Genomic DNA, 19,080 nt, shown 5'->3' with positions numbered 1-19,080 from the left:
CCTTCCCTCATTCAATCATGACAAGCGGCCGCGCGTCACAGCGTCGCAATCCGCATTCATTGCGGTCATGGACGCAAGCTGCGCGGTCCGAGAGACCTTTCTATGCCCAACAAAATGCTTATCGATGCGACCCATCCGGAGGAGACCCGGGTGGTCGTGCTGCGCGGCAATCGTGTCGAGGAATTCGACTTTGAATCGGCGTCGCGCAAACAACTGCGCGGCAACATCTACCTAGCGAAAGTCACCCGCGTCGAGCCGTCCCTGCAGGCGGCCTTCGTCGATTACGGCGGCAACCGCCACGGCTTTCTCGCCTTTTCGGAAATCCATCCGGATTACTACCAGATCCCGGTCGCGGACCGTCAGGCGCTACTCGAGGAAGAGCGCCTGTCGCGCGAGGACGACGAGAACGGCAATGGCGAAAGCCGCGGCGGACGCCGGCGCGGACGCCATCGGCATCGTCGTCGTGGTGCCGACCGAAATCGTCATCGTGACGTCATGCGCAGCGCCCCGCTCACGGACGAGACGACAACCGCCATTGAACCTGCAGGCGAAGATCAGCCGCATGAGACGATCCCCAATCCATTCGCTGATCCGCAGCAGGACAACAGCGACGCTGTCGTTGTAAGCGAAGACACCGCACCGTTATCTCAGGAGACCGCCGGCGAAGCGTCTCCCGAACAGCCGTTAGCGGACGAAACCACATCCGTTATCGAAGAGCTGGCGCAGTCAGCAGCCGCGCAAGACGTTGTCGTACCGCTTCCGACTTCGGAAGAGGTTCCGCTGCCCGTTGAAGAAGCCAGCCAAGATACGTCCGCTCAGCCTGACGTGACTGTGGAAGCTTCCGCCGACGCGGCCGATGTCGAAGCCGACGTCGACGCCAAGGCCGAAGAGAACGGCAATGGCAGCGGTGAAAACGGCGACGATGATGATGATGACGACGACGAGGACGAGGACGAGGACGAAGACGACGACGAGGAGGAGGAGAACGGCGACGAAGAGGAAGAAGAGGTCGTTGAATCCGTCGGCGGCGACGCGCTGGAAGAAGTGCAGGAGCGCGCGCCCCGCTATCGCCGCCACTACAAGATCCAGGAAGTCATCAAGCGCCGCCAAGTGATGCTGGTACAGGTGGTGAAGGAAGAGCGTGGCACCAAGGGCGCGGCGCTGACCACCTATCTCTCGCTCGCCGGCCGCTATTCCGTGCTGATGCCCAACACCGCGCGCGGCGGCGGCATCAGCCGCAAGGTGACGAGCGCCGAAGACCGCAAGAAGATGAAGGAGGTAGCGGAGGGGCTCGACGTGCCGGAGGGCATGGGCGTGATCCTGCGCACGGCGGGCGCGAGCCGCACCAAGACCGAGATCAAGCGCGACTTCGAGTATCTGCTGCGGCTGTGGGAGAATGTGCGCGACCTGACGCTGAAATCCACCGCCCCCACCCTCGTCTACGAGGAAGGCTCGCTGGTGAAGCGCTCAATCCGCGACCTTTATCACAGCGACATCGACGACATCATCGTCGAGGGCGAGAATGCCTATCGTGAAGCCAAGGACTTCATGCGCATGCTCATGCCGAGTCATGCCAAGAACGTCCATCTCTACCACGATGCGCAGCCGATCTTCACACGCTACGGCATCGAGCCGCAGCTTGATGCGATGTTCTCCTCGACGGTGCAACTCAAGTCGGGCGGCTATATCGTCATCAACCAGGCGGAAGCGCTGGTTGCGATCGACGTGAATTCGGGCCGCGCGACGCGCGAGCATTCGATCGAGGAGACGGCGCTCAAGACCAATTCGGAAGCCGCCGCCGAAATTGCGCGGCAGCTTCGTCTGCGCGACCTTGCGGGCCTGATCGTCATCGATTTCATCGACATGGACGAGAACCGCAACAATCGCGCGGTCGAGCGCAAATTGAAGGAAGCACTGAAGAGCGACCGCGCCCGCATCCAGGTAGGCCGCATCTCGCATTTCGGTCTCCTCGAAATGTCGCGCCAGCGCATCCGCTCCTCGATGCTGGAAAGTTCGACCGATATCTGCCCGCATTGCGGCGGCACCGGTCATGTGCGGTCGGTCTCCTCGGTCGCGCTACAGCTCGTGCGCTCGCTGGAGGAAACTCTGCTCAAGGGCGCGACACACAATCTCATCGCGCGGACGCGCTCGGATGTCGCTATCTACGTGCTCAATCACAAGCGGGCGCATCTGCGCACGCTGGAGGAGCGCTTCCGGGTCGCCATCACGGTCACGACCGATCCCACCCTCACCGGCCATCCGCCATTCGCCATCGACCGCGGCGAGCAGGTGATGACGCTCGAACAGGCCAAGGCGCTGATCACGGTCAAGCCCGACAGCGTCATGCCCTATGCCGAGGAGGAAGAGGAAGACGAGATTCTCGAAGAGGAAATGGAAGAAGCCGTCGAGGCGGAAGGCGAAGCGGAGGCCGCGGATGCCGAGCAGCCCGGTGGCGAACGCAAAGGCCGCCGGCGCCGGCGCGGACGGCGCGGTCGCGGCGGGCGCGACAGCGAACCGCGTGAGACCGTTGCCGAACACAGCGTTGAGCATGGCGAGGATGCCGTCGAGGATGACGGCCGCGAGATCGAGGCGCCCGGTCTCGACGAGGACGGCCGGGAGTTGCGTGGCGACGGCGAAGGCCGCCGCCGGCGGCGCGGGCGCCGCGGCGGACGCCGCAATCGCCGCGGCCGCGACGAGAACGGCAATGGCCATCCGCAGCCCGTGGAACGCGAGGGCCAGGCAGAAAGCCCCGCCTACCAGGCTGACGCGCAGCCGCGCGAAATCCGGCCCTATGAGGAGGCCGTGAACGACGAGCAGCCGCCTTACGAAGCCCCGCCGGCCGAACCGGTGACGAGTGCGCCGCCGGCTGCCGAAACGGAGGAGAAGCCGCGCCGCCGTTCGACGGTGCGCGAGCCGGCGCCAATCTTCAGCAGCGGCTCCGACGACACGCCTTCTGCCCTGCCTCCGGCTCCAGCGCCTGCAGAAACCCCGGCCGCGACAGACGAGGCCGGACAGGCCGAAAAGCCGCGCCGCTTCGGCTGGTGGTCGAGACGCGGCTAGCGGTCCAATTCCAAAATTTGCATCCCCGTTTCGGCGGGTTCTTATGCAAATGTTGGAGGGACCAGCAGCAAAGAAAAAATCCTAGTGGAGCTTTGGATTTGACATTCGCTGACATGACTCGCGGCCAGCGGGGAGCGAATGTCAAATCCGCCCCGCTGGTTTCGGGTGATTGATATTGGAATTGCGACGCGCCCCGTGGCATCGGCGCGCGAGGAGAGTTGCATGAAAAGTGCATTTGTCGCCGCCGACGCGAAGGCCGCCATCGATCACTATGCGCGCAAGGGCATCAACGAGGACCTCGCCTTGCGCGTCTACACCACGCGTCTGCTCGGCCGCGATCCCAGGCTGGTGCTTCATGGCGGCGGCAACACCTCGGTGAAGACGCGCGTGAAGGACCTGCAGGGCGAAGAGACCGACGTGCTCTGCGTGAAGGGCTCAGGCTGGGACATGGGCACAATCGAGCCGGCCGGCCTGCCCGCGGTGCGGCTTAACAATCTCAAGAAGCTGCGCGATCTCGACACGCTGTCCGACGAGGACATGGTGAAAGTCCAGCGCGCCAACCTGCTCGATCCGATGGCGCCCAACCCGTCGGTGGAAACCCTGCTGCACGCCTTCGTGCCGCACAAATTCGTCGATCACACGCATTCCACGGCCGTGCTCGGCATTGTCGACCAGCCCAACAGCCGCGAGCTCTGCGAGGAGATTTACAACAGCCGCATGGGCTTTGTGCGCTACATCATGCCCGGCTTCGGCCTTGCCAAGGAAGCCGCTGCCGTATTCGACACAAATCTCAAGGTCGAAGGTCTGATCCTCGACAAGCACGGCATCTTCACCTTCGGCGCAAGCGCGCAGGAGGCCTATGAGCGCATGATCGAGATGGTCACGCGCGCCGAAGACCGGCTGCAGAAGAACCGCAAGGCCGTTTTCGTCACCGCGCAATTGCCGCAGCGCGCGGCCTCGCTTGCCGACGTTGCGCCGATCCTGCGCGGCGCGGCGTCGCTCAAGGACGAGAAGATCGAAGGCGCCTGGCGGCGGCTGATCCTCGATTTCCGCGCGAGCGAAGCCATCCTGAATTTCGTCAACGGCGCCGACATTGCGCGCTACAGCCAGGCCGGCGTGATCACCCCCGATCACACCATTCGCACCAAGGACTGGCCGATGATCGCGCCCGCGCCGGAAGACGGCAAGCTCGACGAATTCCGCCGCGCCGCCCATGAGGCCGCGACCAAATTCATCGAAAACTACAAGGTCTATTTTTACCGCAATAACGAACGCGTCGGCGGCACAAAGACCATGCTCGATCCGCTGCCGCGCGTGATCCTCGTGCCCGGTCTGGGCCTCTTCGGGCTCGGCCGCACGAAAAAGGACGCGCGCATCGCCGCCGACCTTGCCGAAGCCGCCGTCGAAGGCATTACCGATGCGGAAGCGATCGGCACCTTCTCCCCGATCGCCGAAGAGGACATGTTCGACTGCGAATACTGGTCGCTGGAACAGGCCAAGCTCGGTTCGGCGAAGGAGCCGCCGCTGGCCGGACAAGTTGCCGTCATTACAGGTGCGGCCGGCGCGATCGGTTTTGCCACAGCCAAGGCTTTTGCCGCGGCGGGCGCCGAAGTTGCCCTGCTCGATCTTGACGAGCATGCGGCCAAGGAAAAGGCCAAGGCGATCGGCGGCGCCGCGCTCGCCGTGCATTGTGACGTGACCGATCCCGCATCCGTGAAACGCGCTATTCAGAATGTGGTCGAACATTTCGGTGGTGTTGACATCGTCGTCTCGAATGCCGGCGCCGCCTGGCAGGGCAGGATCGGCGAGGTCGATGAAGCCGTGTTGCACAAGAGCTTCGAACTGAACTTCTATGGCCATCAGCGTGTGGCGCAGGCGGCGACGAAAATCATGCTGGCACAGGGCACCGGCGGGTGCCTCCTGTTCAACACCTCCAAACAGGCGATCAATCCGGGGCCAAATTTCGGTCCCTATGGCCTGCCGAAAGCCGCCACCCTCTTCCTCGTCCGTCAATATGCGCTCGACTATGGCAGCGACGGCATCCGCGCCAATGCGGTGAATGCCGACCGCGTGCGCTCGGGCCTGCTTACCGACGAGATGATCACCTCGCGCTCGAAGGCGCGCGGACTGACGGAAAAGGATTATATGTCCGGCAACCTGCTCGCCCGCGAAGTCACCGCTGAAGACGTCGCGCAGGCCTTCCTCCATCAGGCGCTGGCGCTGAAGACCACCGCCGATGTGACGACAGTCGATGGCGGCAATATTGCCGCGGCTTTGCGGTAGAGTTTTTCTTTCCTCAGCGGCGGTGTTGTGCGCTGCATCCGATCTCTCGGTCGGCGCAACAATAGATTTTTCGTGCCAGTTGCGCCTCTGTTGTGCTTTGCGGCGCGTGCCTAGATACAGCTCCCGCATTCAAGCAGAGGAGCAATCCCGTGGCCCAGCTTGCGCGACAGGAAACACAAGCCGAAGACCTCGAAGCGACACTCAATTACATTGTCGACAATGGCGAGAAAATCTTCACCGAGACCGGCGGTCCGGGCTCGACTGACGCGCGTTCCGGCGGCACCAGGGACTCCCGCCGCGTGCTGATCCGGAACGGACGGCCCTACGCGAAGGGGTTCACACTGGACCGCGAGGGATTCCGTTTCGTCGATCACGCCACCAAGGTCGCGGATTTCTTCAGCGAAGACGAAGTGCGGCAGGTCTATTACCCTGAGATGGAGGCGCTGATCAAAGCCGAGAGCGGCGCCAGGCGCGTTGTTGTGTTCGACCATACCTTGCGCACCGCGGATCACGCCGAACGCGAAGCGCGAAAAATTCGCGAGGTCGTGCCGCGCGTGCACAACGATTACACTGAATGGTCGGGACCGCAGCGGGTGCGCGATATCCTCCCCGATGAAGCCGACGATCTTCTGTCGCGCCGCTTTGCCATCATCCAGGTGTGGCGGCCGATTCGGCATCCGGTCGAAAGTTTCCCGCTGGCTTTGTGCGACGCCCGCACGATCTCGCCCGACGACCTTGTTATCTCCGAGCGCCGCTATCCGAACCGGATTGGTCAGACCTACGCCGTCACCTACAATCCGGCGCATCAATGGTACTGGTTCCCGCTGATGCGGCGCGATGAGGCGATTGTGTTCAAGGTCTATGATTCCCTGAAAGACGGCCGCGCACGCTGGAGCGCACACACCGCCTTCGACGATCCGACGGCGCCGCCGCATGCGCGGCCGCGCGAGAGCATCGAAATCCGTACCCTCGCCTTCTTCTGAGCGGCTGCTGCCCTTCGCCGCAACCGTTCAGCTGATCGCATCGTGCCTTAGACGATGTGATGCGCGACCAGCAGCAGCACCGCACCGATGGCCGTCATGCCGAAGGCCGCCGCCGCGATCGGGAGCAATGTCTGGCTCGCTGCGTCACGGCCCTTGAGCCGGCTTGCCACGTGTGGCATTCGGCGACCGCCCAGTCATGCAGCGATTCTTCCGCACCTGGCTCCGCGCCAGTGAGTTTCAGCCAGATACGCCACAGCAAATAGGGAATCGCCACCGCGACGGTAAAGAAATCCGTCACCACCGCGAGCAGATAACCGGCGTCGCCATTGTCGGAAAAGCGACAAAAGCGGACCCGGTGAACACGAGCACAAGGCCCACGATCGCGACATGGACCAGCGGATGCAGATGATCGGATGGCGGCGGCGCGCGCACGATGAGGTCCTTGGTCATCAGCGCATTCCTTCAGTGGAGGAAGCCCCAAAGAGATAACGTTCCGCACCGCCCCCTCACCGGGTCCAGGTGTCCACGCTGAAGGAAAAGCTCGTTTTCGGCGGATTCCGACGGTCGATACCGACTATATAGCAATGATACTCGGTCGCCGGGCGAAGGGACAATTGCGGCGGTATTGGGATCGTTCGTCCGCTGTCTCGCACGACATTATATTTCAATTGCCTAGATATTGGTCCTCGCGATGTCTTGGCCATCGTGCTATAAAGGAATGTTCATCGAAGCGGAGAAATCGAGTGGCTAAAGGTACTGTGAAGTGGTTCAACCCGACCAAAGGCTATGGCTTTATCCAACCGCAGGGTGGCGGGAAGGATGTGTTCGTCCATATTTCTGCGGTCGAACGCGCGGGTCTGAGCACTCTCAATGAGGGACAGACGGTCGAGTACGAGATTGTCGCAAATCGCGGCAAAGAATCTGCGGAAAACCTCAAGGTCTGAGATCAGCCGGCAGGTTTTCCTCCAAGCTGATCTGCCGGCAACACGGAAAGCCGTCACGACTGAGCGCGTGACGGCTTTCTGATTCCAGGACGACGCTGAGAAACCACGCCTGCCGGGAGGAGCCTTCAGGCCGCGGCGGGATAGACCAGCGTCCCGTCCGCTTCGGGTCGGGCACCCGGCGTCAGGGTCGCGGGCACGATGCGGTCGGCCGAGAGGATGTGCAGCACCGTCTCGCCGGCCTGGATCAGATAATCGGCGATGATGCGGCGATGGCAGCGCCACCACACCGCCTCAGCGCACATGATGGCGCAGCGCCGTTCCCGCCCGAGCACGCGCAGCCTGGCAAGACCGGCGCGGAAGGCCTCGGTCATGGCGTAGTCGGCATAATTGTGAAAGCTCCGGTTGGTCCAGAAGGCATTCGTCTCCGGCGGCACATCGTGCTTGTGCCCGCGCAGGCCGCCGAGCGCGGCGACATGCTCATATCCGATCTGGAATGCGGCGAGCGTGTCCGGCAGCACGTCGCGGTTAAATTGCGGATTGGTGCGCGACCGGGGAACCGTTCGCACATCCACAACCAGGCGCACCTCCGCGCCCTGCAGCAGCCCCACAAAGTCGGCGATGGAGCGCGTGGAATGGCCGATGGTGAAGAACGGATGTGCCATGGTCCTACGTTAGAGCGGGATGGCTTGGAAAAATTATTCTAAACGCGTTGTCATCGCCCGCCGAAGCGGGCGATCCCGTAACACACTCTCTTCAATAGTTTACTGGATGCCCCGCTTGCGGGGGCATGACGATGAAGGAGTCACGACCGCTTGCGTTTCAGCGCCGATCCCTTGTGCAACGCGACGTGGTCGGTCCTGTCGCTCTGGATTTCATATTGTGGCTCGTCACGGCTCGCATGATGCGTGTAGCCTTTCCAGATCACGTCTTTCCTGTGCACCCTGACGATCCTGCCGCTGACGCGCCCGGCTTCGGAATTCCATGTCACATGGTCTCCGACCTTGAATGCGCTCGTCATGGCTCACAACCTCGCACGGTGTCAGGATTTGACGACTTTACGCTCCTCCGGCCTCACGTTGAACGTGCGTAGCCGCCCACGCCGCAGGACATCGAAGGTGACATCGCGGCCGATGCGATCGGTATTCAGCAGGCGGATCAGATCATCGACACCGGTCACCGGCGCGCCATCGACGCACACGATCACGTCGAGCGTCTGCAAGCCCGCGACATTAGCCGGAGCGCCAGCCTCAAGACCCGCGATCATCGCGCCCGACCTGTTCTCGATCTCCGCCGCCCGTGCCTGCGCCCGCGGGATCGCCGCGGTCTGGCCGGCGACGCCGATGAAGCCGCGCCGCACCCTGCCATGCCGGATCAGTTCGCTGAGTACGAATTCCGCGGTGTTGCTCGCCACGGCAAAACAGATGCCCTGCGCGCCGAGAATGATGGCGGTGTTGATGCCGACAACCTCGCCATGCGAGGAGACCAGCGGACCTCCGGAATTGCCAGGATTGAGCGCGGCATCGGTCTGGATCACGTCCTCGATCAGCCGCCCGCTCTGCGCGCGCAAAGTACGGCCGAGCGCGGAGATCACGCCCGCCGTGACCGTCGATTCAAAGCCGAGCGGATTGCCGATCGCGACCACAAGCTGGCCGCGCCTGAGCTTCTTCGAATTGCCAAGCAGAGCGAACGGCAGATTGTCGCCGGCATTGGCGCGCAACAGGGCCAGATCGGTGTCGCGGTCATTGCCAAGGACGCGCCCTTCCATCTCGCGGCCTTCGGAATCGGTGAGCAGCACCTCGCGACCGCCGTCGACGACGTGGCTGTTGGTCAGCACCAGGCCATCGGGTGAGATGATGACGCCGGAACCGACGCCGCCCCGCCCATTGCCCTTGGCGTCGGCGCGGCGGGTTTCCACGCGCACGACGGCTGGGCCGACCTTGTCGGCGACGGAAATCACGGCATTCGAATAGGCATCGAGAATCGCCGCGTCGCCGTCCTCAGGCGGCGCGGTTCGCGGACTATCCTGCTCTTCGAAATCGGTCAGGGATGCTGCGGAGACATCCAGCATCAGGCGCACTCCGGTTGTTCGGAGAATTTATGTAGGTGTGCGCGCTATAAAAAGAAGCCAGGGCTGCCCTGCGCGTCATCCCTACACTTTCGCCGCTGCGATGCGAGCCTTCGCCTTGTCGCCGAAGGTCATGCCGTCGAGATTGGCGATCGGCGGGCGGCCCTTCGCCAGCGCCTTGTAGAAATCGCCCTTCGACACCGGCCCAACCTCGGCAATCATCTGCCAATGGTCGCCGCCGTCGCGGCTTTCAAAGACCTGACCGTCGCTGTCGGCGGCATAGAGAGCAAAGCCGCCGTCCCAGGCCTCCAGCGTCAGCCCGCCGAAGATGGCGCGCTGGCCGTCCGGCAATCCGCCCAGCAAACGCTCCCACGTATGCCCGCCATCGCGGCTGCGCGCGATCTTGCTGCGGGCGCGGCCGATCTTGTACCAGTGCGGCGGCCAGCCGACCGCGCCGGCCATGAAAAGAAGTTCCGGATCGTCCGGATGCATCACCAGCGGGTCAGGATAATCGATGCCGGGCGGATTCAATCCGCGCTGCCAAGTCTGGCCGCGGTCTTCGCTGACCATGGTGCCCGCGAGCCCGTTGGAGATCAGGATACGGTCGGGCTTTTTCGGGTGGATCAGCACGCGATGCAGGTCAACCTCGCGCGGATCGGGATCAACCGGCAGCGCAGTGAAGCTCCTGCCCTCGTCCTCCGACACCAGGAGCGCGCCGACCTCGATGCCGACGTACAGCCTATTGCCGTCAACCACGATGTCCTTCACGTGCCCGAGATGCGGCGCCGGCGGAAAGAACCAGTGCTCGCGCCCCGGCACCTCGCGCAACGCCGGCAAATCGCGCCAGCTCTCGCCGGCATCCTCGCTGACAAAGAGATGCGCCGGCATGGCACCGGCATAGAGAAGCTCGCGGCCGTTGAGCGGGCCGGCGCGCACTGACCAGATATCAAATTGCGTGAGGCCCTTGTTCTTCCATTGCCAGGTGACACCGCCATCATCGCTGCGCGCGACGCCCACGCCGTGCGAGCCCGCAATCAGCGCGCCGTTCTGCAGGCGCGTGAGAGCCGCCAGCGGCACGCCCTGCAGTGCACGATGGGCCAGCGTCCAGTCGCCCTTTTCGTCATGCTTGAGAATGAACACGCCGTCGGCCGTGCCAATCAACAGCGTATCGGACGGCGCCTTGCCGCGCTGGATGTGATCGCCGCTCGATGACAACAGCACCGGCGCGCTTGCATCGCTCATCGTTTTCTCCCGCAGTCGCACGTATTGCCGCCCTGTTTAGACCGGCGTTCCGCAAAGGCAAGCGCGCCCGATGTGGTGTGACGCATGCGGGCTAGCGCGCCGCATGGTGAAACAGATGGCCGAAGAAATACGGGCCCAGCACGTAGATCGTGGTCCAGGCGAAGGCGCCCGTCGCATTGGCGGCGAGAAACAGATGCCAGGGCATCGCCATCGATCCCGCAATGACTCCGTTGAGCTGGCGGCAGAGCGGCAGAAAGCGCGCCACCGCAACAAACCAGAGACCGCCCTTGCGGAATTTTTTTTCCAGCATATCGAGACGGTCAGGCGTGAGCTTGATGTAAGGGCCGAATGTCTGCAGCAGGCGGCGGCCACCGAAATGGCCGACCAGAAAGCCGGTGGAATCACCGAGGATGGCGGCGCACAACACGGCGACATAAACCGCGACGACGGACAATTCGCCCTGGGAGGCGAGCAACGCTGCCGCGATCACCCCGGTCTCACCCGGCAGGGGAGCGCCGAAGGATTCGAAATAGATGATAACGAAGATCGCAATCGCGCCATAGGCGGCGATATGCGGGACCAGCCAGGAATAGCTTTCGTGAAGGTAATGCATGCGGGGCGATCATGGGTGACTCCCCGCCCGCCCGCAATCACAAAGCAGCCCGTAAATTCCAACGCCTCGGGGAACGTGATATGATTGTTTAGCAAGTCTGGCGTCGCGACGATCTCTGAAGGATGTTTCCGGCATGCCCGACCGCTCCGATGTCAATCCCTTCATCGCCGGCGCAACACCGGCGCAGATTGCCGCCATTCTCGGCGCGATGCGCGCGGTGGCGGAAACCGGTGGCGCGCTGAGCGAGGCCGATAAGCGCACCCTTGCCGGCGCGTCGCTCTATCTGTTTGGGCAGGAGCAGCCGCCCGATGTCGCAAACCTGATTGCGGTCACCCCTCCGGCGCTCGCAACGGTGATCCCCGACCCCACCCTGCGCGAGAACGCATTGAAATTCGTGACCATTATGGCCTTCGTCGACGGCAGGCTGGACAAGGCGAAAATCGCCAAGGTTGTTGACTACGCGAACGCGTTCAGCCTGCGTGAAGGGTATATCGACGACATCGCTGAAGCCGCACAGGGCCATGTGCAAGAGGCCCTCGCCCACATGGTGCGCTCCAATCTGGAAAGCATCACCGGCAAGGACTGGGGTGCGGATGCCGACGAAACGGCCTGGCTCGTCCCCTACAAGGACAAGCCGGAGCCGAGCCTGGTCGCGCGCTTCGAGCAACTGGCGCAGCTCACGCCGGGAACCTTCGGCCATGCCTTCTATGAGCATTATCGCAGCAACGGCTACGACTTCCCGGGCGCGCCCAACGGACTGAATTTCGCCTTCGGGGTGCCGCATGATTCCGCGCACGTGCTGAGCGGCTACAACACCACTGCGCGAGGCGAATTGCTGGTATCGACGTTCACGGCGGGCATGCACCCGCATCAGCCGATGGCCGGGCACATCCTGCCGGTCATCTTCTCATGGCATCTCGACATCCAGATCAATCCGGTGGCGAAATCGGCGCAGGGCGCGTTCGATCCGGATCAATTCTGGCACGCCTGGGCGGCCGGCAAGACCTGCACCGTCGACACCTTCGCTCCGGACTGGGATTTCTGGCGGCATGTCGAAACGACGCTGACGGATTTGCGCAGGCAATGGTCGATCCCCGAACAGGGGCTCGACCATCATGACGTTGCATTGCGCGAGTGACAGCTATCGCGCCGCCCGATGGGCAACCTAGCTGCTGCGGCTGATATCGACGATCTTGACCGAGACCGTGCGGCGCGAGCCCTCGCGCAGCAGCGTCAGTTCGACTTCTCCGCCGACACCTTTCTGTTCAAGCAGGTCGGTGAGATCAAACAGGCGGCGCACCGGCTTGCCGTCGACAGCGACGATGACGTCGCCGAGTTGGCCAGTGCGCATATCGACGCCGCGCAGCCCCGCCTCCTGCGCCGGAGAGCCCGGCGCGGTGCGAACGATGATGACTCCCTCCACCCCGGTGCGCGCGGAGATTTCCTCGCTCGCGGTCACGATGCCTATGCCCGGTGTCGGCACGCGGCCGTTGCGGATCAGTTCCGGCACGATCCGGTTGACGACGTCGATCGGGATCGCAAATCCGATGCCAGCGCTGGTGCCGGAGGGCGAAATAATGGCGGTGTTGACCCCGATCACCCGGCCTGCCGAATCCAGCAGCGGTCCGCCGGAATTTCCGGGATTGATGGCGGCGTCAGTCTGGATGACGTTGGATATCTCGCGGCCGGCGGAGGTCGGCATGCGCCGCTTCAACGCGCTGATGACGCCGGTGGTGAGCGACTGGTCCAGCCCGAAGGGGTTGCCGATGGCGAAGGCATGTTGCCCGACCTTCAGATCGCCGGAACTGCCGATGGCAACCGGGGGCGGCAGTTTTCCGCGCGTGTTGATCCGCACCACCGCCAGATCGTAGTTCGGCGCGATTCCGACCACGTCCGCCTGCAGGATTTCGCCCGAGGTCAGCCGGATGGCCACCCGCTTCGCATTGCCGGCGACATGCGCGTTCGTCACCACATGTCCGGCGTCGTCCCAGATGAAGCCGGTGCCGGTGCCGAGGTGGCCCGGCATCGAATCCTCCGGCAGGCTATCGCGATCAAGCAGCAAGCCGCTGCCCTGCGCCACGACGACCTGCACCACCGAGGGCGAGACGCGTTCGAACAATGCGATGGTGGATTGTTCGGCTTCCGAAAGGTTGCCGCGCGCCTCCACCGCTCGCGGCGTTGTGTCGGAATACAATGCCTGACGGATCTGCGGCTGGAAGACAAAAATGGCTGCAGCGATCGCCGCAACCAGCAGGACGAGCCGACCCAATCCAATTTGCATGGGAATTTCCTGTGTCAGGCAAGATTCAACGCGCGGAGACGGAGATGGTTGCGTGCCCCGTCAGGGCGAGACCGCGCTGTTGACGCCGCGCCAGAGCGCGTCCTTCCATTGCACCAGCGCAGGCGAATCCAGCGTGACCGGCGGCGTCTCCACCTTTTGTCCGTCCACGACCAGTCGCGCGATCTTGATCTCTCCGTCGGTGTAATAGAAATCGCCTTCGCCATTGCGGCCGTTCAGCGTCGGCCCGACACCGGTGACCTGATAGATCGCGGTCACCATGCCGGCCTTGACCAGATCGGCGATCAGACCGTCGCGCTCATCGTCGATGTCCGGTGCGATGTGATGCGTCACCTGCCCCGTGTAGCGACTGAGACCCACGCTGCGATCGAACGTCACCGCGCCGAGCCAGACCGGCCGCCCCTCCTCGCCCTTCTCCAGCACCTGCCAGAACCGCACGTGATGCCGTCGGTCGGCGCTCTTGCCGTCCGGCTTCTCGAACGCAAGATCTTCCTTGCGCTTGTCGTAATAAAGCGGGCTGACCGGCGCAGTCTTGTAGGCACGATCGAGCAACACGCTGCCGATGATCGCGATGCTCGTCTTCAACGTAATCGGATCGGCCGGATACCAGCCTGCCGCATGCATGGCGCGGATGACATCCTCACGCGTGCCCACCAATCCGACATTGAGCGCATCGCCCGGAATGCCCTGCGCGGTCTGCGTCACCATCGGGCGTCCGGCTAGACCCCGCTGATGTTCGTAATGCGTCCAAGCCGCGGGGAGAACGACATAGGCAAGCAGACCGTAGACCGCGGCGATGAAGAGCGCGGTGACGATGATCCGGCGGAACGCCGGTCTCAGGTATGCAGCCACGTCCCGATCCGCGCCACCGCGTCATGAATATCGGCCTGCGAGCCGGCATAGCAGAAGCGGATGAAATGATGTCCGTTGACCGGATCAAAATCGACGCCGGGCGTTGCGGCAACATGCGCTTCATCCAGCATGCGGCGCGCGAAATCGAACGAGTTGTCCGAAAAGCGCGAGACATCGGCATAGAGATAGAAGGCGCCATCGACCGGCAGGAACTTGTCGACGCCGATTTTCGGCAGACCTTCGATCAGGATGCGGCGGTTCTCTTCGTAGCCGTGTTTCACAGCTTCCATCTCCTCGCGCCCCTCGAAGGCCGCTTCTGCCGCGATCTGCGCCAGCGTCGGCGCCGAGATCGCAAGATTGCCCTGCAGGCGTTCGATCGGACGGACCAGCGGCTCCGGCGCCACGATCCAGCCAATCCGCCAGCCGGTCATGCAGAAATATTTGGAGAAGGAATTGATGACGAGAGTCGAATCCGAAATTGCGAGCGCGGTCGCCGCCGGAAACGCGTAATCGAGTCCGTGATAGATCTCATCTGAAATGAAGCGGATGCCGGCGTCTTCCGCGGCGCGGATCAATTCCTCCAATGCCTCGGCTGTCATCATGGTGCCGGTCGGATTGGCCGGGCTTGCAACCAGCACACCGGCCAGCGGCGACTTCCGATGCGCGGCGAGTAGCGTCTCCGGTGTGATCGCCCAGCGCGTAGATGCGTCAGTTTCGATCAGCACCGGCTCGCAGCCGAGCGCGGTGAGAATGTGCCGGTACGGCGGATAACCGGGATTGGCGATGCCGACGCGGTCGCCCGGCTGGAACATCGCCAGGAAGGCGAGAATGAATCCGGCGGATGAGCCGGTTGTAACGATCACCCGCCCCGGATCGACCGTCACGCCGTAACTCTCGCCATAATGCCGCGCGATCCGCGCCCGCAGCGAACCGAATCCGAGCGCCTCGGTGTAGCGCAGCGGCCCGTCGAGCCCGCGCCGCGCGGCCTCGATCGCCGTACGTGGCGCCGCCGCAGCCGGCTGACCGACCTCCATGTGAATAATGTGGTGGCCCTGAGCCTCAAGCCGCGTCGCCGCGGCGATGACATCCATCACCATGAAAGGCGGCACGTCACTGCGTGCGGCGGGTATCAACAAGGATTTGGCTCGATCCAGCATCTGATTTGGTTCGTTTTGACGCGCCGGGACCGCGCCTTTCGCCCCGCTGTTGCCGTATTCGCGCGGCTCTTGTCGCCTAACCAGGACATGACCCTAGCCGTGATTTGACGTCATCTGGACGCCTCTCTAGGTTGCCCCGAAAGGTCCTATTCAGCGACATGACAGCCGTGGATTTCCCTATCAGGACGCGCCGCCTTAGGCCAGCGTCCCGCGCCGTCTCGGTTTTCACCGCCGCCGCGCTCGCCGCCACGAGCTTGCCGCAACCGGCCGCGGCGCAGGGCAACATGCCGGTCATCCGCGATACCGAGATCGAGCAGCTCCTGCGCGACTATACGCAGCCGATCCTGCGCACGGCCGGTCTCAGCAACCAGAACATCAAGGTCGTCATCATCAACAACCGCGCCTTCAATGCCTTCGTCATGGACGGCAAGCGCATCTTTGTGAACACCGGCGCATTGATGGAATCGGAAACGCCGAATCAGATTATCGGCGTGCTGGCACATGAAACCGGACACATTGCCGGCGGGCACTTGTCGCGCCTGCGTGACGAACTTGCCAATGCGCAGACGATGGCGATCATCGGCATGCTGCTGGGCATCGGCGCCATCGTCGCGGGCGGCGGCGGCAGCGGTGCCGGTCAGGCGGGCGCGGCGGCAATCGCCGGATCGCAACATGCAGCGCTGCGCACCGTTCTCTCCTATCAGCGCAGCCAGGAAGAGCAGGCCGACCGCGCGGCGGTGAAATTCCTCAACGCCACCGGCCAATCAGCCAAGGGCATGTACGATACCTTCAAGCGCATGGCCGACCAGATGATGTTCACTGCGCGCCATGCCGACCCCTATGCGCAGTCGCATCCGATGCCGGCCGAACGCGTCGCCGCCCTCACCCAGATCGCCAAGGACAGCAAGTTCTGGGACAAGAAGGATCCGGCCGAACTGCAATTGCGTCACGACATGATGCGGGCGAAGATTTCCGGGTTCATGGAGCCGCCGGCGACGGTGATGCGGCGCTATCCACAGAACGACAGCTCGCTGCCCGCCCGCTATGCGCGCGCCATCTCCACCTACAAGCACGGCAATCTGCAGACGGCGGTGCAGCATATCGACGCGCTGATCGCGCAGCACCCGAGCAATCCCTATTTCCATGAACTCAAGGGTCAGGCCCTGATGGAGTCGGGCCGCGCCGCGGAGGCCGTCGCCCCGCTGCGCCGTGCCGTGCAGATGGTTCCGAATGCGCCGCTGATCCAGATCATGCTCGGGCAGGCGCTGGTCGGCACCAACAATCCGGCCAACGCCGACGAAGCCGTCAACATGCTTCGCAACGCGCTGGCGCGGGAGCCGGAAGCGCCTGCCGGCTACCAGCAGCTCGCCATGGCCTATGGCCGCAAGGGCGACCTGGCGCAGGCCGATCTCGCGTCCGCCCAGGCCGCCTTCTATCGCGGCGACATCAAGACCGCGCGCGAACTTGCCGCGCGCGCCAAGACCCGTTTTCCGGTCGGTACGCCAGGATGGGTGAAAGCCGACGACATTGTATCGACCAAACTTCCCGAGTCAGCGCAGATGCGTCGCCGCTGACGCTCCAAAAGGATGATGTCATGATTTTCCCTCTTCGCCTTATTGCCGGGGCCGTGATGTCCGGCGCCCTCATCATGTCGCTGCACGCGGCTCAGGCGCAGAACTTCAACCCGGCGCAACGCGCCGAAATCGAAGCCATCATCAAGAACTACCTGCTGAAGAATCCCGAAGTGCTGCAGGACGTCATGCAGGAACTGGAGAAGCGCCAGGCCATCGCGGAAACCGAAAAGGCCAAGGGCGCTATCGCGGCCAACAAGGAAGCGATCTTCAATTCGCCGCGCCAGGTCACGCTCGGCAATCCGAAGGGCGATGTCACCATGGTCGAGTTCTTCGACTACAATTGCGGCTATTGCAAACGCGCCATGGCCGACATGATGGATCTTTTGAAGACCGATCCGAATCTGAAGATCGTGCTGAAGGAATTCCCGGTACTCGGCGAAGGTTCAGTGCAGGCCGCGCAGGTCGCCGCCGCGCTCTCCCTGCAGGACAAGAGTGGCAAGAAATATCTCGACTTCCATCAGAAGCTGCTCGGCAGCCGCGGCCAGGCCGACAAGACGCGGGCCCTCGCCGCGGCGAAGGAGGCTGGCGCCGACATGGCGCGGCTGGAGAAGGATATGAACAGTCCCGAGGTGCGCGCGGCGCTCGAGGAAAGCTTCAAGCTCGCCGAGACGCTGGGGCTGAACGGCACCCCGAGCTATGTCATCAACGACGACGTGGTGATCGGCGCCGTGGGCCTTGCGAGCCTCAAGGAAAAGATCAACACCGCCCGCTGCGGCAAGGCCACCTGTTAGGCCCGGAAACCCCGCCGGACCGCGTTTTAACTATGTTTTTCAGCTGGCCAGACCGCCGGCAGGGCTTCCGCGTTCAGGCTTCCCCTGACGCGGGGAGCCCCCTATAACGGGCCCCGCGGGACGGCGGCGCCCCGCCCCAATCCCGGTTTTCGCCAGTCCGACGCTCCAAGCCTAATGGCCAAGACGATCTACGTCCTCAACGGGCCCAACCTGAATCTGCTCGGTACCCGTGAGCCCGACATCTATGGCCGCACGACCCTGGCGGATGTGGAAGCACTCTGCCGGGAGGCTGCCAAGGCGCATGGCCTCGCCGTCGAGTTCCGGCAATCCAATCTCGAGGGCGAAATCGTCAATGCCGTCCAGGAAGCGATGGCGAAGCAGGCCGCGGGCATCATCATCAATCCGGCCGGCTACACCACGACGTCGGTCGCCATCCTTGATGCGCTGATCGCGTCCAATCTGCCGGTGATCGAGATTCACATCACCAACATCTACGCCCGCGAGGAATTTCGCCAGCATTCGCTGATCTCGAAGGTCGCAAAGGCGGTATTGACGGGCTTCGGTGTCAACGGTTACGCGCTCGCGATCAATGGTCTTGCGACGATCATCGAACAATCGAAAAAATAATGTGGGGTTGAAGGACGTGGCACGCGGTCCGCAGAAAGACGACAAACCGAAGAGCAGGCTCGCGATCGACCAGGATGCGATCCGAGATCTGGCCAAGCTGCTCGACGAGACCAACTTGTCGGAGATCGAGATCGAGCAGGATGGAACGCGCATTCGTGTCGGCCGCGGCGGCGGACGCATGGTTGCGGCGGCGCCGGTGGTCGCGGCGCCCGTGGCGGCGGCACCCGCGCATGTCGTGACGGCGACCAATGACCTGGCAAAGCATCCGGGCGCCGTGCCCTCACCGATGGTCGGCACCGCTTATCTCGCGCCCTCGCCCGGCGCCAAGCCCTTCGTCGACGTCGGCACCGTGGTGAAAGCCGGCGACACGCTGCTGATCGTCGAAGCGATGAAGACCATGAACCAGATTCCGGCGCCGCGCGCCGGCACCGTCACGCAGATCCTGGTCGAGGATGGTCAGCCGGTCGAATTCGGCGAGCCGCTGGTGATTATTGAGTGATGCTTCGTCGCTCGCGAACTTTTGCCGTCACCCGGAGGCACTCGGTCGACGCCCGAGCCTCCACGGACGACGGCCCGTCCGTTGCCGCCTT

General features: G+C 63.4%; 19 protein-coding genes. 9 read left to right on the top strand and 10 right to left on the bottom strand.

Annotated features, from left to right (window positions below; all coding sequences use genetic code 11):
* The first annotated feature begins 102 nt into the window (after nucleotides 1-102).
* The 3 genes from RO009_15055 (at nucleotide 103) to RO009_15045 (ending at nucleotide 6,326) form a co-directional block, all read left to right on the top strand.
* Nucleotides 103-3,060: an Rne/Rng family ribonuclease gene (locus RO009_15055; GenBank protein MDT3686352.1), complete on the top strand. Its 2,958-nt coding sequence runs from the start codon at nucleotides 103-105 to the stop codon at nucleotides 3,058-3,060.
* A gap of 222 nt (nucleotides 3,061-3,282) precedes the next feature.
* Nucleotides 3,283-5,343 carry a bifunctional aldolase/short-chain dehydrogenase gene (locus RO009_15050; protein MDT3686351.1) on the top strand — a complete coding sequence of 687 codons (2,061 nt, stop codon included), beginning with the start codon at nucleotides 3,283-3,285 and terminating at the stop codon, nucleotides 5,341-5,343.
* A gap of 149 nt (nucleotides 5,344-5,492) precedes the next feature.
* The gene (locus RO009_15045; protein MDT3686350.1) at nucleotides 5,493-6,326 is read left to right on the top strand and encodes a CmcJ/NvfI family oxidoreductase; all 834 of its coding nucleotides are present in this window, start codon (nucleotides 5,493-5,495) and stop codon (nucleotides 6,324-6,326) included.
* 47 nt (nucleotides 6,327-6,373) lie between these two features.
* Here RO009_15045 and RO009_15040 read toward each other — a convergent pair whose 3' ends face one another.
* Both RO009_15040 and RO009_15035 read right to left on the bottom strand, forming a co-directional pair.
* Nucleotides 6,374-6,505, bottom strand: coding sequence for a hypothetical protein (locus RO009_15040; protein MDT3686349.1), 132 nt, complete (start codon nucleotides 6,503-6,505; stop codon nucleotides 6,374-6,376).
* Between the two features lie 115 nt (nucleotides 6,506-6,620).
* On the bottom strand, nucleotides 6,621-6,776 hold the full coding sequence (locus RO009_15035) for a hypothetical protein (GenBank protein MDT3686348.1): 156 nt from the start codon (nucleotides 6,774-6,776) through the stop codon (nucleotides 6,621-6,623).
* 293 nt (nucleotides 6,777-7,069) lie between these two features.
* On the opposite strand from RO009_15035, the gene RO009_15030 reads away from it, so the two are divergent.
* Nucleotides 7,070-7,270 (top strand): cold-shock protein, encoded by a 201-nt coding sequence (locus tag RO009_15030; GenBank protein MDT3686347.1) that lies wholly within the window; start codon nucleotides 7,070-7,072, stop codon nucleotides 7,268-7,270.
* Nucleotides 7,271-7,395: 125 nt separating this feature from the next.
* Here the strand turns inward: RO009_15030 and RO009_15025 are convergent, their stop codons facing one another.
* The 5 genes from RO009_15025 to RO009_15005 all read right to left on the bottom strand — a co-directional run bounded on the left by RO009_15025 (nucleotide 7,396) and on the right by RO009_15005 (nucleotide 11,190).
* The gene (locus RO009_15025) at nucleotides 7,396-7,932 is read right to left on the bottom strand and encodes a DUF488 domain-containing protein (protein ID MDT3686346.1); all 537 of its coding nucleotides are present in this window, start codon (nucleotides 7,930-7,932) and stop codon (nucleotides 7,396-7,398) included.
* Between the two features lie 140 nt (nucleotides 7,933-8,072).
* Nucleotides 8,073-8,288: a DUF2945 domain-containing protein gene (locus RO009_15020; protein MDT3686345.1), complete on the bottom strand. Its 216-nt coding sequence runs from the start codon at nucleotides 8,286-8,288 to the stop codon at nucleotides 8,073-8,075.
* Between the two features lie 21 nt (nucleotides 8,289-8,309).
* Nucleotides 8,310-9,338 (bottom strand): trypsin-like peptidase domain-containing protein, encoded by a 1,029-nt coding sequence (locus tag RO009_15015; GenBank protein ID MDT3686344.1) that lies wholly within the window; start codon nucleotides 9,336-9,338, stop codon nucleotides 8,310-8,312.
* Between the two features lie 81 nt (nucleotides 9,339-9,419).
* On the bottom strand, nucleotides 9,420-10,577 hold the full coding sequence (locus RO009_15010) for a hypothetical protein (protein ID MDT3686343.1): 1,158 nt from the start codon (nucleotides 10,575-10,577) through the stop codon (nucleotides 9,420-9,422).
* A 91-nt stretch (nucleotides 10,578-10,668) separates the two neighbouring features.
* Nucleotides 10,669-11,190 carry a DedA family protein gene (locus tag RO009_15005; GenBank protein MDT3686342.1) on the bottom strand — a complete coding sequence of 174 codons (522 nt, stop codon included), beginning with the start codon at nucleotides 11,188-11,190 and terminating at the stop codon, nucleotides 10,669-10,671.
* A 133-nt stretch (nucleotides 11,191-11,323) separates the two neighbouring features.
* Here RO009_15005 and RO009_15000 point away from each other — a divergent pair, with 133 nt between their 5' ends.
* Complete coding sequence (locus RO009_15000; GenBank protein MDT3686341.1) at nucleotides 11,324-12,328, top strand: hypothetical protein; 1,005 nt, start codon at nucleotides 11,324-11,326, stop codon at nucleotides 12,326-12,328.
* 27 nt (nucleotides 12,329-12,355) lie between these two features.
* On the opposite strand, the gene RO009_14995 is transcribed toward RO009_15000, so the two are convergent.
* From RO009_14995 to RO009_14985, 3 genes are read right to left on the bottom strand one after another with little or no spacing between them, the layout of a single operon-like run.
* On the bottom strand, nucleotides 12,356-13,471 hold the full coding sequence (locus tag RO009_14995) for a trypsin-like peptidase domain-containing protein (GenBank protein MDT3686340.1): 1,116 nt from the start codon (nucleotides 13,469-13,471) through the stop codon (nucleotides 12,356-12,358).
* A 60-nt stretch (nucleotides 13,472-13,531) separates the two neighbouring features.
* A complete protein-coding gene (locus RO009_14990; GenBank protein MDT3686339.1) occupies nucleotides 13,532-14,329 on the bottom strand; it encodes an LssY C-terminal domain-containing protein in 798 nt (265 codons plus the stop codon).
* Nucleotides 14,326-15,498 carry an aminotransferase class I/II-fold pyridoxal phosphate-dependent enzyme gene (locus RO009_14985; GenBank protein ID MDT3686338.1) on the bottom strand — a complete coding sequence of 391 codons (1,173 nt, stop codon included), beginning with the start codon at nucleotides 15,496-15,498 and terminating at the stop codon, nucleotides 14,326-14,328. The genes RO009_14990 and RO009_14985 overlap by 4 nt, the downstream gene beginning before the upstream one ends.
* Before the next feature lie 158 nt (nucleotides 15,499-15,656).
* Here RO009_14985 and RO009_14980 point away from each other — a divergent pair, with 158 nt between their 5' ends.
* From RO009_14980 to accB, 4 genes are all read left to right on the top strand, one after another.
* Nucleotides 15,657-17,072 (top strand): M48 family metalloprotease, encoded by a 1,416-nt coding sequence (locus tag RO009_14980; GenBank protein ID MDT3686337.1) that lies wholly within the window; start codon nucleotides 15,657-15,659, stop codon nucleotides 17,070-17,072.
* 23 nt (nucleotides 17,073-17,095) lie between these two features.
* Entirely contained in the window at nucleotides 17,096-17,863 is a 768-nt protein-coding gene (locus RO009_14975; GenBank protein MDT3686336.1) for a DsbA family protein, read from the top strand.
* Between the two features lie 174 nt (nucleotides 17,864-18,037).
* Nucleotides 18,038-18,490 carry a type II 3-dehydroquinate dehydratase gene (gene aroQ / locus RO009_14970; protein MDT3686335.1) on the top strand — a complete coding sequence of 151 codons (453 nt, stop codon included), beginning with the start codon at nucleotides 18,038-18,040 and terminating at the stop codon, nucleotides 18,488-18,490.
* A gap of 16 nt (nucleotides 18,491-18,506) precedes the next feature.
* Nucleotides 18,507-18,989, top strand: a complete 483-nt coding sequence (gene accB, locus RO009_14965) for an acetyl-CoA carboxylase biotin carboxyl carrier protein (GenBank protein ID MDT3686334.1) — start codon at nucleotides 18,507-18,509, stop codon at nucleotides 18,987-18,989.
* The last annotated feature ends 91 nt before the right edge of the window (nucleotides 18,990-19,080 follow it).

It is taken from the genome of Pseudorhodoplanes sp. (assembly GCA_032027085.1).
GTDB lineage: Bacteria > Pseudomonadota > Alphaproteobacteria > Rhizobiales > Xanthobacteraceae > Pseudorhodoplanes.
Note: the sequence above shows the minus strand (reverse complement) of the source record. Positions and strands in the feature narration are given on the sequence as shown.